This is a genomic window from Marinococcus sp. PL1-022, assembly GCF_033845285.1.
Taxonomy (GTDB): Bacteria; Bacillota; Bacilli; order Bacillales; family Marinococcaceae; genus Marinococcus.
Map to the genome: position 1 here is coordinate 1086998 of NZ_JAWXCX010000001.1, position 13629 is coordinate 1100626.

Here is a 13629-nt window from a genome sequence, read left to right on the forward strand (position 1 = left end):
CTTTCGCGCGAAAAAGGAAACGTATATAATGAAAGGTGAACAACCGTTCGTATAATACAGCAAAAGCAGGAAGGAAGGGACGGTTTATGACTTCGACGCTTCAATCACCGGTCTCTGACTTAAAAGGTGTAGGAGAAGAAAAACAGCGGGAGCTCGAACAGCTTGGTATTACAACGATTGACCACCTGCTGCATCATTTCCCTTATCGGTATGAAAACCACGAAGTGGTTCCTATAGAAGAATTGAAGCATCAGGAAAAAGTAACGATTACCGGCGAAGTGCAGTCGGAGCCGTCCGTGCGGTATTTCGGCAAAAAAAAGTCCCGGATGACCGTAAGGATATTAATTGATCATTTACTGGTGACGGCCGTGTTTTTTAACCGGGCGTTTTTAAAAAAGCAGATAGAAGTCGGCAGACAGGTGACTATCACCGGGAAATGGGACAAGCACCGCCTCACCATCTCGGTGCAGGATTTTCGGGCCGGCGCCCCCGACCCGGCAAAGCAGCTCGAGCCAATCTACAGCGTGGCCGGGAGCCTGACGGTGAAACAGATGCAGCGCATTCAGGCAGAGGCCGTGAAACACGTCTTGCAGGTAGTCCCTGAAAACCTGCCCGAAGAAATCCGCGAACGATACCGTCTGCCGGGCAAGCCCGAAACATTTCAGGCGCTTCACCAGCCGGAGAGCCGGGAACAGCTGAAGCATGCAAGAAGGCGCTACGTCTATGAAGAACTGCTGTTTTTTCAGCTTAAAATGCAGATGTTTAAACGGATGGAACGGCAGTCAGCCTCGGCGCAGCCGTTTGTGTATGAGAAGGAAGCAACAGCGGATTTTGAAAAGCAGCTGCCGTTTCCGCTCACGAATGCACAAAAAAGAGTGGTGCAGGAAATCCTTGAGGATATTGAGGCCCCCATCCGGATGAACCGGCTTTTGCAGGGGGATGTGGGCTCCGGAAAAACAGTGGTGGCCTCTATTGCCATGCACGCCGTATTTACCGGAAAGGCCCAGTCGGCGCTGATGGTGCCTACAGAAATTCTTGCCGAGCAGCACTATGACTCTCTTCAGGAGCTGTTTGCCGGGACGGATGTGACCGTGGGGTTGCTGACTGGTTCCATGCGGCAGAAGGAAAAGCGGAACGCCTATGAGCGCATCTCCGACGGCACCATCGATATTATCATCGGCACCCATGCCCTCATCCAGGAGCCGGTGCAGTTTCACAACCTGAAGCTTGTTATTACCGATGAGCAGCACCGGTTCGGGGTCGGCCAGCGCCGGATCCTGAAAGAAAAGGGGGAGGACCCCGATGTATTGTTTATGACCGCCACCCCGATTCCCCGGACGCTTGCTATCAGCGTCTACGGGGATATGGACGTGTCGGTGATTGACGAAATGCCCCCGGGCCGGAAGCCGATTGAAACTTACTGGGCAAAGCCGCAGATGCTTGAGCGGGTACTTCGTTTTGTGCAGAAAGAAATCGACCAGGGGCGGCAGGCCTATGTCATCTGCCCGCTCATTGAAGAGTCAGAGGCACTCGACGTACAGAACGCGATAGATGTACATGCCCAGCTGATGCAATTTTTCCCGCAGTACCGTGTCGGCCTGATGCACGGGCGGCTCCCGGCGGAGGAAAAGGAGGACGTCATGCAGCGGTTTGCCAGCCATGAACTTGATATTCTCGTTTCGACGACGGTCGTGGAGGTCGGCGTGAACGTGCAGAACGCCACGATGATGGTTATTTACGATGCAGAGCGCTTCGGGCTCTCCCAGCTGCATCAGCTGCGGGGCCGGGTTGGCCGTGGAGAGCACCAGTCCTACTGCGTTCTGTTAGCCGACCCAAAATCAGAAACCGGCCAGGAGCGGATGAATATCATGCAGGAGACAGAGGATGGATTTGTTCTTTCGGAAAAAGACTTGGAGCTGCGCGGACCGGGAGACTTTTTCGGGAAAAAGCAGAGTGGACTGCCTGAATTTAAAATTGCGGACGTGGTGCATGACTTTAAAGCGCTCGAAACCGCCCGGGACGACGCGGCGAAGCTGATCCGCAGCGAGGTGTTCTGGAAGGATGAAAAATACCGGGCTCTCCGGGAATATCTTGAAGAGGCCGGAGCCTTTCAAAAAGATAAACTGGATTAGTGGTTGAAATGAAGGAAATCGGTCTATATACTACTATTAGTACCTACTCATAGAAGTGGATGATTATTATGGCCCGAAAAAACAAAAAGGCAAGACAGGAAGAGCTTCAGAGTGTCATTGCCTCTAATCCCTTTATTACCGATGAAGCACTTGCCCGGTCGTTTCAGGTGAGCGTTCAGACAGTCCGTCTGGACCGTCTGGAGCTCTCGATCCCGGAGCACCGGGAGAGGATCAAGCACGTAGCCAAGGAAAGGCTTGACGAAGTCAAGGCGCTGCCGATCGAAGAAGTGATCGGAGAGGTTATCGATCTCCATCTGGACCACGAGGCGATCAGCATGCTTGAAATTACGGAGGACCACGTATTCTCAAGGAACGGCATTGCCCGTGGGCATTACCTGTTTGCGCAGGCGAATTCCCTGGCTGTAGCCGTGATCAACGATGAACTGGCGCTTACGATGCGCTCGTCCCTTGAATTTAACCGGCAGGTGCTTCTGGGAGAACGAATTATTGCCAAAGCGGTCGTTACAAAAAAGACCGAAAGAAAAACATATGTTACGGTAACAAGCCGCGTGCAGGGGGAAGAAGTGTTTCAGGGCGAATTTGTCATGTACCGTTCCCACGCTGCTTCGGTGAGCGAATAAGGAGACTAAAAAATGAGAATTGTAGTCGATGCAATGGGCGGCGATCATTCTCCAAAAGCCCAGGTGGCTGGAGCGATGGCTGCTGTCCAAGCTTTTAAAGATATTGAGATTACACTGGTGGGCTCTGAGCCTCAAATAAAAAAACATTTATCCAAAACAGAACGTATTGATATTTTGCATACTGATGAAGTGATTGACGGAGACGAGTCCCCGACTAAAGCCATTCGTCGCAAAAAGCAGTCCTCGATGGTTCTTTCCGTACAGGAAGTGAAAGAAGGACGGGCAGCGGCAGGTATTTCGTGCGGCAACACCGGAGCTTTTATGACAGCGGGTCTTCTGCATATTGGCAGAATACAAGGCGTGGAGCGGCCGGCGCTTGCTCCGACGCTCCCGACGGTCGACGGCACGGGCTTTCTGCTGCTTGATGCGGGCGCCAATATGGATGCAAAAGCAACTCATCTGTACCAGCACGCGATTTTAGGCAGTACATATATGCAGCTGGTACGGGGGATTGAAAACCCTCGGGTGGGTCTTGTTAATATTGGCACGGAAAAGGGCAAGGGCAATAATTTAATGAAGGAAACGTACGAGATGCTCGAGCATGCTCCGGTTAATTTCGTCGGAAATGTGGAATCGAGGGATCTGCTGGACGGCGTCTGTGACGTAGCGGTCTGCGACGGTTTTTCCGGGAACCTCGTGCTGAAATCCATCGAAGGCACCGCGTCCACACTGTTTTCCCTGTTGAAAAAAGAATTTATGGCAAGCCTGCGGACAAAGCTTGCTGCTGCCATGATGAAAACAGGGCTGATGCATTTGCGCGAGAAAATGAATTACTCCCATCACGGCGGCGCTACGCTCGTGGGACTTCAGGCACCGCTGATTAAGTGCCACGGCTCGTCCGACCATGTATCCGTCTATCACTCGATCCGCCAGGCCCGGCAGATGGCCGAGGAAAACGTGACACACCTCATGCAGCAGCATTTAGAAGAGTAGGAGGCATCGCAATGGGAAAAACGGCTTTTATCTTTCCCGGACAGGGATCCCAGTTTGTTGGAATGGGAAAAGAGTTATATGACAACGCTCCAACGGCCCGTACGGTATTTCAGCAAGCGGATGAAGCGCTTGGATACAGTTTGACCGACATTATGTTTAACGGCCCGGAAGAAACATTAACCCAGACGGAGTACACCCAGCCGGCGCTGCTCACGATGAGCTCCGCCCTTCATGCGCTTGTGGAGGAACGCGGCGTGCAGGCTGATTATACCGCCGGCCACAGCCTCGGGGAATATTCGGCGCTTGTGGCTAATGGCGCACTCAAATTCGCAGACGCTGCTTCAATTGTGGCCAAACGCGGAAAATGGATGGCTGAGGCAGACCCCGACGGTAAAGGGACCATGGCTGCCGTCATGGGCATGGAGCGTGAAGATCTGCAGGAGCTTGCGGATGAAGCGACAGAAGCAGCGGATAAAGTACAGCTGGCCAACCTGAATGCTCCCGGGCAGATTGTTATCTCCGGGAGCCGGGAAGGCGTGCGTTATGTGGAGGAGCACGCCCCGGACCGCGGAGCGAAAAAAGTAGTGCCGCTGCAGGTTAGCGGTCCGTTTCACTCATCATTTATGAAGCCGGCGGAGGAAAAGCTGGCAGAGGCGCTGCAAAACGTTGAGATCCGCGGACCGCGCCGCCCGCTCATAGCGAATGTGGATGCCAAGGAAACCTCGGACCCATCCGCCATCCGTCAGCAGCTGATTGCCCAGGTCACCTCTCCGGTTCACTGGGAAGACTCGGTGCGCCGCCTGATTGACCTTGGAGTAACAGAATTTGTGGAAATTGGTCCTGGCAACGTCCTGAGCGGAATGATCCGGAGAATTCAGCGCCGCGGCCTGGATGTACATGCCGTACAGGACGAAGCATCGCTGGATAAATGGCTTGAAAAAAGGAGTGCATCGTCATGAATTTCGAAGGACAAAGCGTGCTTGTAACCGGAGCATCAAGAGGAATCGGCAAAGCCATTGCCCTCGGCTTTGCCGCTCAGGGAGCAAACGTTGCGATCAACTACGCCGGCAGCCGGGAGAAAGCGGAGGAAACGGCTTCGCAGTGCGGGGAACATGGCGTAAAGACGCTTGTGATTCAGGCTGACGTTTCAAGTGAATCGGATGTCAAAGAGATGCTCAAGCAGGTAACAGAGGAATTCGGCGGTATTGACGTGCTTATAAATAATGCCGGTATCACGAAGGATAATCTGTTAATGCGCATGAAAGAAGACGAGTGGGATGACGTCATTGATACGAATTTAAAAAGTGTGTTCTTAACATCCCGGGCAGCCGCCCGTCCGATGATGAAGAAACGGGGCGGAACGATCATCAATATGGCTTCTGTCGTCGGCACAACTGGCAACCCCGGGCAGGCGAACTACACGGCATCAAAAGCCGGAGTTGTCGGGCTGACAAAAACACTCGCCCGCGAGCTTGCTTCGAGAAATATCCGGGTAAATGCTGTCGCACCAGGATTTATCTCCACGGAAATGACCGACGAACTCGAGGAAGGCACCAAGGAACAGATGATGCAGCAGATTCCTCTGCAAAAGCTCGGGGAGACGGAGGATGTGGCCAATACGGTGTTATTTCTCGCTTCAGACAGCGCCAAATATATGACCGGACAGACGCTTCATGTTGACGGCGGCATGGTAATGCCATAAAATATCGGTGACACAGCGGTTTCATTCGAACTCAGAAGTGGAATGAGCGAAGTGAAGCCGAAACGATTCTTTAAAGGAGGTGAAAGGAATGGCAGACACGTTGGAACGTGTGAAAAAAATCGTTGCAGACCACCTCGGAGTGGATGAGGCGAACGTCAATAAAGACGCGACCTTTAAGGAAGATCTCGGCGCGGATTCTCTGGATGTAGTAGAATTAGTCATGGAGCTGGAAGATGAATTTGATCTGGAAATTTCTGATGAAGAAGCAGAAAAAATTCAGACAGTCGGTGATGTAATCAATTACATAGAGAAGCAGTAATAGAAAGCAAGCCCACGTCCTGTGCAAGCGGGCTGGGCTTTTCTATGTAATACCCCGAAATTATTTTAAGGGAGGTTCATTTGTGCCAAAATCCACATCATCCAAAAGCCAGTCCAGGGAGAAAGCAGTATTTACGACCAGACAGCATGAACTTATGCAGTCGATACTCGGGGAGCTGCAGGTTTCATTTGCAGACGAGCAGCTGCTGCGGCAGGCTTTTACCCACTCTTCCTATGTAAACGAGCATCGTATGAAGCACGTAAGGGATAACGAACGCTTGGAATTTCTCGGCGATGCTGTATTGGAGCTGGCGGTTTCCAATCATTTGTTTCGCGAATTCCCTTCCATGACGGAAGGCGATATGACAAAGCTCCGCGCTGCAATGGTATGTGAAGCATCGCTAGCTAGCTTGGCCGAGGAATTGCAATTTGGAGACGTTGTCCTGATGGGCAAGGGCGAAGAAATGACTGGCGGACGCACCCGGCCGGCCCTGCTCGCAGATGTATTCGAATCATTCGTCGGAGCAATGTATCTTGATCAGGGGCTTTCAAACGTCGAACAGTTTCTGGAGCGCTTCGTCTTTCCTAAGCTCGACGAAGGGGCATTTTCCGTAACAGCTGATTATAAAAGCCAGCTGCAGGAATTCGTCCAAAAGGAAAATCTGGGCGTTATTTCCTATGAAATCACCGATGAGCAGGGGCCGGCCCACAACAGGGAATTTCATTCTGCGGTCTCTTTAAACGAGGAGCGCGCCGGTACCGGACGTGGACGCTCAAAAAAAGAAGCGGAGCAGCGGGCAGCCCAGGCTACCCTCGAACAGCTGCAGCGCCGCGAATAAAAGAAATCAAAAAAACAACCGCCAGTCGCTGGCGGTTGTTTAAATGTGCGGATCAGCCTTTGCGCAGATGACCAAGCTCGGAAACGATGGCCTGCATCTCGCTGACGCTGATATTATTTTTGGAGTCCACCATGTCGTAGATTTCTTTAATTTCATGGTATTGATCGACATCATAATGCTCCGGCTGCATAACCGAAACATTGACGATCTGTAATTTTTTCTGCAGTTCGGTAATCATGTAATCCAGGTTATCACGACTTGCTTGTTCTAAACTCATGCGAATTTCTTCTCCTCCACTCCGTCCAGTTTAAAAACCCATGGGCCATCTGTTTATAAGGACCATACGGTGTTTTATGACAACGTTAATATTATTGTAGTGGTTTTTCCTGCGTTTGACAAAGGGGGATTTAGGTCGAGTTCTGCCGGCGTGCTTGTTGTGATAAAATATAAACAGCGGAGGACAGCGCTTGGAGCTGTCAGCACATACTATAAAATAAGAGGGGGCATACCTTTGTTCCTGAAACGAATAGAAATTAAGGGGTTTAAATCGTTTGCCGATCGTTTACATATTGATTTTAACCCCGGCATTACGACCGTCGTCGGCCCGAACGGCAGTGGCAAAAGCAATATTTCCGACAGCATCCGCTGGGTGCTCGGAGAACAGTCGGCCCGGTCGCTGCGCGGTTCCCGCATGGAAGATGTGATATTTTCCGGAAGTGACACCCGCCGGGGGCTGAATATTGCAGAAGTAACGCTTGTGCTCGATAATGAAGACGAAAGCCTTCCGTATGAATACAGTGAGATAAGCGTGACACGCCGCCTTTACCGCTCCGGGGAAAGCGAGTATCTGCTCAACCGGACCAAATGCCGCCGCCGGGATATTATTGATCTGTTTATGGATTCCGGCATGGGAAAAGAATCTTTTTCGATTATTGGCCAGGGCCGGGTCGAAGAGGTGTTAAACAGCCGCCCGGAAGAACGGAGGGCGATGTTTGAAGAAGCCGCCGGGGTATTGAAATACAAGCAGCGCAAGCAGGAGGCGGAAAGAAAATTTGAGTCAACTGAGGCGAATCTGCATCGCGTGAAAGACATTCTGCATGAATTGAACGGGCAGATGGAGCCGCTGCAGATGCAGGCTTCGGCCGCGAAGGATTACCTGGCCAAGCGCGAGGAGCTTGAAGCACTGGAATCGGCTCTGCTCGTGCATGAAATTGAAGAGCTGCATTCCGATTGGAAAGCAGCCCAGAATCAGGAGAAAAAAGAAGAGCAGTACAACAGGCGCTGGAAGCAGAAAAAAGAACAGACGGAAGCGGGGGCCCGCAAAGCCCGGGCTTTCGAAGCACTGCTTGCCCGGTTCCACCAGCAGATGCAAAGCGGTTACGTGGAAGCGGCCAGAAATCTCGAAAAACGTGAAGGGGACCGTAACCTTTCAAATGAACAGGGAAAACACGCAGCCGAAAAGCTTGAAGCAGAAAAAAAGGCTCTCGAAAAAGACGAGGCAAAGCTGAGCGAAATAACAAATGCTTACCGGGAGCAAAAAGAGCGGTATGAAAAAGAAAACGAAGCGCTCACGAATGGAATGAATGAGCTGCGCTCGGTTCAAAAGCAGCTGCGCTCCTACCAGGAAATGAACGGAAAAGACATTGAAAATGAAAAAAGCGAATACATTGAAAGACTCAATGAAGAGGCGTCTGTAGGAAACGAGACCCGTTACGTAACAGATCAGAAGGCTTCTCTCGAACGGCGAATGCAAGCACTGAAAAAGGATAATCAATCGTTTCTTGAAGAGCGCAAGAGCTCCTCGAAGCTCGTTGAGAAGCAGAAAAAAGAAGAAGAAGTGCTTTCCCGTCAAACAGATAGCGCACACGCAGAGGCAGAAGCAGCCGGGAGAGAAGAAGAGCGCCTGAAGGAAAAATTAAAGGAGCAGGAAGATAAGCTGTATAAAGCGTACAGGTACGTCGACGAAAAAAAATCAAAAATCCGTATGCTTGAGGAAATGCAGGAGGAATATGCCGGCTATTACCAGGGGGCCAAGGAAATTTTAAAAGCCCGGGAACAGAAGCTTTCGGGAATTATCGGCTCGGTGGCGGAGCTGATGGATGTGCCGGGAGAATATGTGGAGGCGATGGAAACGGCACTCGGTGCTTCGCTGCAGCATATTGTGACCCGTACCGAAAAAGATGCACGCGAGGCGATTGCGTATTTGCGCAAGCATCAGAAGGGCAGGGCGACACTGCTGCCTTCCGAAACGGTGCGGCCGAGACAGGCCGACCGGACGAGCTATGAAAAAGCCCGGACGTTTACCGGTTTTATCGGAACGGCTGGAGAGCTTGTGCATATCCGCCCGGGATATGAGCATGTCCGCGATCAGCTGCTCGGCCATATTTTTGTAGTGGACCAGCTGGAAACGGCGAACCGCCTGGCAGCAGCATGCAGCTATAAAATCCGTATCGTCACCCTTGAAGGAGACGTCGTAAACCCCGGGGGTTCGATGAGCGGTGGAAAAATGCAGAACCAGAAGGGCACGCTTCTCGAAAAACAGCGTGAGCTTCGGGAGCTAAAAAACAATTTATCGGAAATGGAAGAAAAAACCACAGCGTGGGAGAAGACCGTGGAGAATACGAAAGAGGCTGTAAGGAAGCAGAAAGTGGCTGCCGGCGACAAACAGCAGAAGGCCCGGGAGTGCTCCAGCCAGCTCGAGGAGAAAAAAGAAGCGCGCCGTAAAAGTGAGCAGGAGCATGACCGTCTTGATTCCCGTCTTGGTATGTTTGACCGGGAATATTCCTCACTTGAGGAAGAGAAAAAACGTCTTGATGAACGCCTTCAGGTGCTTGAAGACAACCGGATAAGAGTGGAAAAAACGATTACAGAGCTGAAAGCATCGATTGACGAGCTCGAGCAGGAACATTCCAGGCGCGGTGAGGAAGAAGCGGTGCTCCGGGAGCAGGAGACAGAAGGAAAAGTACAGACGGCAGCGCTCCGGGAAAACGTTTCTGCCCAGAATAAAGAAAAAGAGCGGCTGCACAGGGAAAAAGAGGAGCTTGAACAGGCGGTGGCCGGGCGTAAAGAGCGGGCGGCTGCCTGGGAGGAGCATTTAAATAACGACCACAGCGGCCAGAATTGGGATCAGCTAGTCGGGGAGGCGGAGGCAGCCAAGAAGGAAATTGAACGGCTGCAGGCACAGCTGAATGAACAAAAGGCTCGTGCAGCCCACGCTGCAGAACAGATCGAAGCAACAGCATCGGTTCAAAATGACCGCTTCCAGGAGAGCCGGGACCGTCTTCATGAAACAACGGTGCGCATAAACCGTCTCGATGTGGCGCTTGAAAATAAAATCACCTACCTGCAGTCGGAATATGAACTGTCGTTTGAACGGGCGAAGGAGAAGCATACGCTGCCGGTAAGTCCGGAGCAGGCAAAGGATGACGTGCATCTGCTTCAGATGGGCATCGAAGAGCTCGGTCCAGTGAACCTCGGGGCAATTGAAGAGTGCGAGCGGGTTACGGAGCGTTACCGCTTTTTAAGCAGCCAGCAGGAGGATCTGATGGAGGCGAGACAGTCGCTGCAGGATGTGATCGATGAAATGGACAAAGAGGTCACGGAGCGTTTTGCTGCTGCGTACCATGCCATACGCGAAGAATTTCAGCACGTTTTTGCGAAGCTGTTTGGAGGCGGGGAAGCGGATCTGGTGCTTACAGAACCGGAGAATCTGCTTCATACGGGAGTGGATATATCCGCCCGGCCGCCCGGTAAAAAAAGACAGCACCTGTCTCTGCTCTCCGGCGGGGAGAAGGCTTTAACAGCCATTGCGCTGCTGTTTGCCATTATTAAAGTAAAGCCGGCTCCGTTCTGCGTGCTGGACGAAGTGGAGGCCGCTCTTGATGAAGCGAACCTTGTACGCTTTGCGAAATACCTGCGCTCGTTCAGTGAAACGACCCAGTTTATTGTGATCAGCCACCGCAAGGCGACCATGGAGGAAGCCGACGTGCTATACGGAATCACGATGGAGGAATCAGGCGTATCAAAAATGGTATCTGTCCGCCTGGAAGAAGCGGATGAACTATTGGAAGTCTAAGGAGTGAAAAGTATGAGTCTTTTTCAGCGACTGAAAAAACGAATGGCCGGAGAAGCGGCAGAAGAAGAAGCCAGGGAAGAAGCGAAGCAGGAAGCGCAGGAAGCAGGCAAACAAGAGCCGGAAGAAGGGCGCGTCTCGCTTTCCAGCCGTTTCCGTGAAGGACTGGCAAAAACAAGATCGTCGTTTTCCGAAGCGATGAATGAACTGTTCGCCCAGTACCGTGAAGTAAATGAAGACTTTTTTGAGGAACTTGAAGAAATCCTGATCAGCTCAGACGTCGGAGTCGAGACCGTAATGGAAATCATCGACGAGCTGCGAAACGAATCGCTCCTGAAAAATATTCGGACGACGGAAAAGCTCACCCCGCTGATTACAGAAAAAATGGCAGAAAAGCTGGACCGTACCGGAGAAGATTCCAAGCTGAACATAAATCCGGATGGAATGACTGTCATGCTTTTTGTCGGCGTAAACGGCGTCGGGAAAACGACAACGATTGGGAAAATGGCCCACCAGATGAAAGCAGAAGGAAAAAAGGTAGTTCTCGCAGCCGGGGACACGTTCCGGGCCGGGGCGATTGAGCAGCTTGAAGGCTGGGGAGAGCGTGCCGGAGTGGATGTTATCAAGCAGCAGGCCGGCAGTGATCCGGCGGCGGTCATTTACGATGCGATCAAGTCAGCCAAATCGAGACAGGCAGATGTGCTTCTCTGCGATACGGCGGGCCGTCTGCAGAATAAAGTCAATTTAATGAATGAGCTTGCGAAAGTAAAGCGTGTAATCACGCGCGAAATTCCTGAAGCGCCTCACGAAGTGCTCCTCGTCCTTGATGCCACCACCGGCCAGAATGCTATGAGTCAGGCAAAAACCTTCCGGGAGGCAACGGAGGTTTCCGGCATCATATTAACGAAGCTTGACGGGACCGCGAAGGGCGGTATCGTAATGGCGATCCGTAACGAATTGAACATTCCGGTAAAAATGGTCGGACTCGGGGAAAAGCTGGATGATCTTCAGCCTTTTGAAGCGGAGGATTTCGTCTACGGGCTGTTTAAGGATATGATTGAACAGACACCGGCCGATGCAGAGGAGCGCTAGCAACCGGCCATGCAATTTCTTGACAAGAGCCGCTGTGGTTCGTAAGATGAACTGTAAAGTAATTGCACTTAACGCCAGAGGTGGTCTGCATGCTCGAAAAAACAGTTCGTATGAATTCACTGTTTGATTTTTACCAGCCGCTGCTGACAAACAAGCAGCGGCTCTATTTGGAAAGGTATTATTTAGACGACTTTTCGCTGGGTGAAATTTCGGAGGAATTTAACGTCAGCCGCCAGGCTGTCTACGACAATATCCGCCGCACGGAAACGATGCTTGAGGAATATGAGGAAAAGCTTGGCTTATATAAAAAATACCAGGAGCGCCTGGCGCTGTATGAGCAGTTAAAAGCGCTGGCTCCGGGCGATTTCGCGGGGAAGGCGCAGCTGCTTGAAGCGGTAGAAACGCTGGAAAAATTAGAAGAGGAAGGGGTTTCGTAATGGCATTTGAAGGATTAGGCGAACGTCTGCAGTCCACGTTTGACCATATGAAGAGCCGTGGGAAAGTCACGGATGAAGACGTTAAAGCAATGATGCGCGAAGTACGGCTTGCGCTGCTTGAAGCAGACGTTAACTACAAGGTCGTAAAGCAGTTCGTCAACAGCGTGAAAGACCGTGCCACCGGCCAGGAAGTGATGAAAAGCTTAACGCCCGGCCAGCAGGTGGTCAAGGTGGTCAGCGAAGAGCTGACACAGCTTATGGGCGGCGAACAGGCTGAAATCGCAAAAGCGACTAAAGGGCCGACGGTAGTAATGATGGTCGGTCTGCAGGGTGCCGGGAAAACGACGACATCTGCGAAAATTGCGAATTATTTACGGAAAAATAAAAACCGCCAGCCACTGATGGCTGCAGCCGACGTCTACCGGCCGGCAGCGATTGATCAGCTCGAGACGCTCGGCCGGCAGCTGAACATGCCTGTCTTCTCTCTTGGAACCGAAGCTGATCCGGTTGATATCGCCAGACAGTCGCTTGCCAAAGCAAAAGAAGAGCATTACGACTATCTATTTATTGATACGGCCGGCCGTCTGCACGTGGATGATTCTTTGATGGATGAGCTGCAGCGCATGAAAGAAGCAGTCAATCCCGATGAAATCATGCTCGTGGTTGACTCAATGACCGGACAGGACGCAGTTAACGTGGCAGAAAGCTTTAACGAACAGCTCGGCATCACGGGTGTAACGCTGACGAAGCTTGACGGCGATACCCGGGGCGGGGCGGCGCTGTCGGTAAAATCGGTGACAGATAAACCGATCAAATTTGCCGGTACCGGAGAAAAGATTGACGCAATTGAACCGTTTCACCCGGAACGGATGGCTTCAAGAATTCTCGGCATGGGCGATATGCTCTCCCTGATTGAAAAAGCACAAACCAATGTGGATGAAGACAAAGCCAAAGAGCTTGAAAAGAAAATGCGGTCGCAGGAGCTGACATTTGACGACTTTCTGGAACAGCTCGGACAGGTGCGCAACATGGGATCGATGGAAGACATTATGAGCATGATCCCGGGCGCCGGTAAAATGAAAGGCCTCAAAAATGTGCAGATGGACGACAACCAGATTACGCGGGTCGAAGCAATCGTTCGTTCCATGACCAAACAGGAGCGTCAGCATCCGTCGTTGATGAACGCCAGCCGCAAGCGCCGGATTGCCAAAGGAAGCGGCACGACGATCCAGGATGTAAACCGTCTGCTGAAGCAGTTTGAAGACATGAAAAAAATGATGAAGCAGATGACTTCGCAGCAAAAAGGTAAGAAAAAAGGCAATTTCTCGATGCCATTCATGTAAAATTTTTATATGGCAAGGAAAAACACTTTACAGCATGCAAAGAAGCTATTATAATAAGCA

General features: G+C 51.5%; 12 protein-coding genes. 11 read left to right on the forward strand and 1 reads right to left on the reverse strand.

The features are described from left to right. The first annotated feature begins 86 nt into the window (after nt 1-86). The 7 genes from recG to rnc all read left to right on the forward strand — a co-directional run bounded on the left by recG (nt 87) and on the right by rnc (nt 6625). Nucleotides 87-2132 carry an ATP-dependent DNA helicase RecG gene (gene recG, locus SIC45_RS05515; RefSeq protein WP_319631352.1) on the forward strand — a complete coding sequence of 682 codons (2046 nt, stop codon included), beginning with the start codon at nt 87-89 and terminating at the stop codon, nt 2130-2132. A 68-nt stretch (nt 2133-2200) separates the two neighbouring features. Beyond that, nucleotides 2201-2773 (forward strand): transcription factor FapR, encoded by a 573-nt coding sequence (fapR, locus tag SIC45_RS05520; protein ID WP_319631353.1) that lies wholly within the window; start codon nt 2201-2203, stop codon nt 2771-2773. 12 nt (nt 2774-2785) lie between these two features. After that, nucleotides 2786-3766: a phosphate acyltransferase PlsX gene (gene plsX / locus SIC45_RS05525; protein WP_298784269.1), complete on the forward strand. Its 981-nt coding sequence runs from the start codon at nt 2786-2788 to the stop codon at nt 3764-3766. Between the two features lie 11 nt (nt 3767-3777). Continuing rightward, complete coding sequence (gene fabD / locus SIC45_RS05530) at nt 3778-4725, forward strand: ACP S-malonyltransferase (protein WP_298784270.1); 948 nt, start codon at nt 3778-3780, stop codon at nt 4723-4725. Next, the gene (gene fabG / locus SIC45_RS05535; RefSeq protein WP_298784272.1) at nt 4722-5468 is read left to right on the forward strand and encodes a 3-oxoacyl-[acyl-carrier-protein] reductase; all 747 of its coding nucleotides are present in this window, start codon (nt 4722-4724) and stop codon (nt 5466-5468) included. The genes fabD and fabG overlap by 4 nt, the downstream gene beginning before the upstream one ends. Nucleotides 5469-5556: 88 nt before the next feature. Continuing rightward, complete coding sequence (acpP, locus tag SIC45_RS05540; protein WP_027847178.1) at nt 5557-5787, forward strand: acyl carrier protein; 231 nt, start codon at nt 5557-5559, stop codon at nt 5785-5787. A gap of 154 nt (nt 5788-5941) precedes the next feature. Next, on the forward strand, nt 5942-6625 hold the full coding sequence (rnc, locus tag SIC45_RS05545; protein ID WP_319632933.1) for a ribonuclease III: 684 nt from the start codon (nt 5942-5944) through the stop codon (nt 6623-6625). A gap of 52 nt (nt 6626-6677) precedes the next feature. On the opposite strand, the gene SIC45_RS05550 is transcribed toward rnc, so the two are convergent. Beyond that, a complete protein-coding gene (locus SIC45_RS05550) occupies nt 6678-6902 on the reverse strand; it encodes a DUF1128 domain-containing protein (RefSeq protein WP_298784279.1) in 225 nt (74 codons plus the stop codon). Between the two features lie 234 nt (nt 6903-7136). Between SIC45_RS05550 and smc the strand changes: the two genes are divergently transcribed. The 4 genes from smc (at nt 7137) to ffh (ending at nt 13569) form a co-directional block, all read left to right on the forward strand. Beyond that, a complete protein-coding gene (gene smc, locus SIC45_RS05555) occupies nt 7137-10700 on the forward strand; it encodes a chromosome segregation protein SMC (RefSeq protein ID WP_319631354.1) in 3564 nt (1187 codons plus the stop codon). Nucleotides 10701-10712: 12 nt separating this feature from the next. Next, nucleotides 10713-11789 (forward strand): signal recognition particle-docking protein FtsY, encoded by a 1077-nt coding sequence (gene ftsY, locus SIC45_RS05560; protein WP_319631355.1) that lies wholly within the window; start codon nt 10713-10715, stop codon nt 11787-11789. An 89-nt stretch (nt 11790-11878) separates the two neighbouring features. Beyond that, complete coding sequence (locus SIC45_RS05565) at nt 11879-12226, forward strand: putative DNA-binding protein (protein ID WP_319631356.1); 348 nt, start codon at nt 11879-11881, stop codon at nt 12224-12226. After that, nucleotides 12226-13569 carry a signal recognition particle protein gene (gene ffh, locus SIC45_RS05570; RefSeq protein ID WP_298784287.1) on the forward strand — a complete coding sequence of 448 codons (1344 nt, stop codon included), beginning with the start codon at nt 12226-12228 and terminating at the stop codon, nt 13567-13569. Before SIC45_RS05565 ends, ffh begins: the two co-directional genes overlap by 1 nt. The last annotated feature ends 60 nt before the right edge of the window (nt 13570-13629 follow it).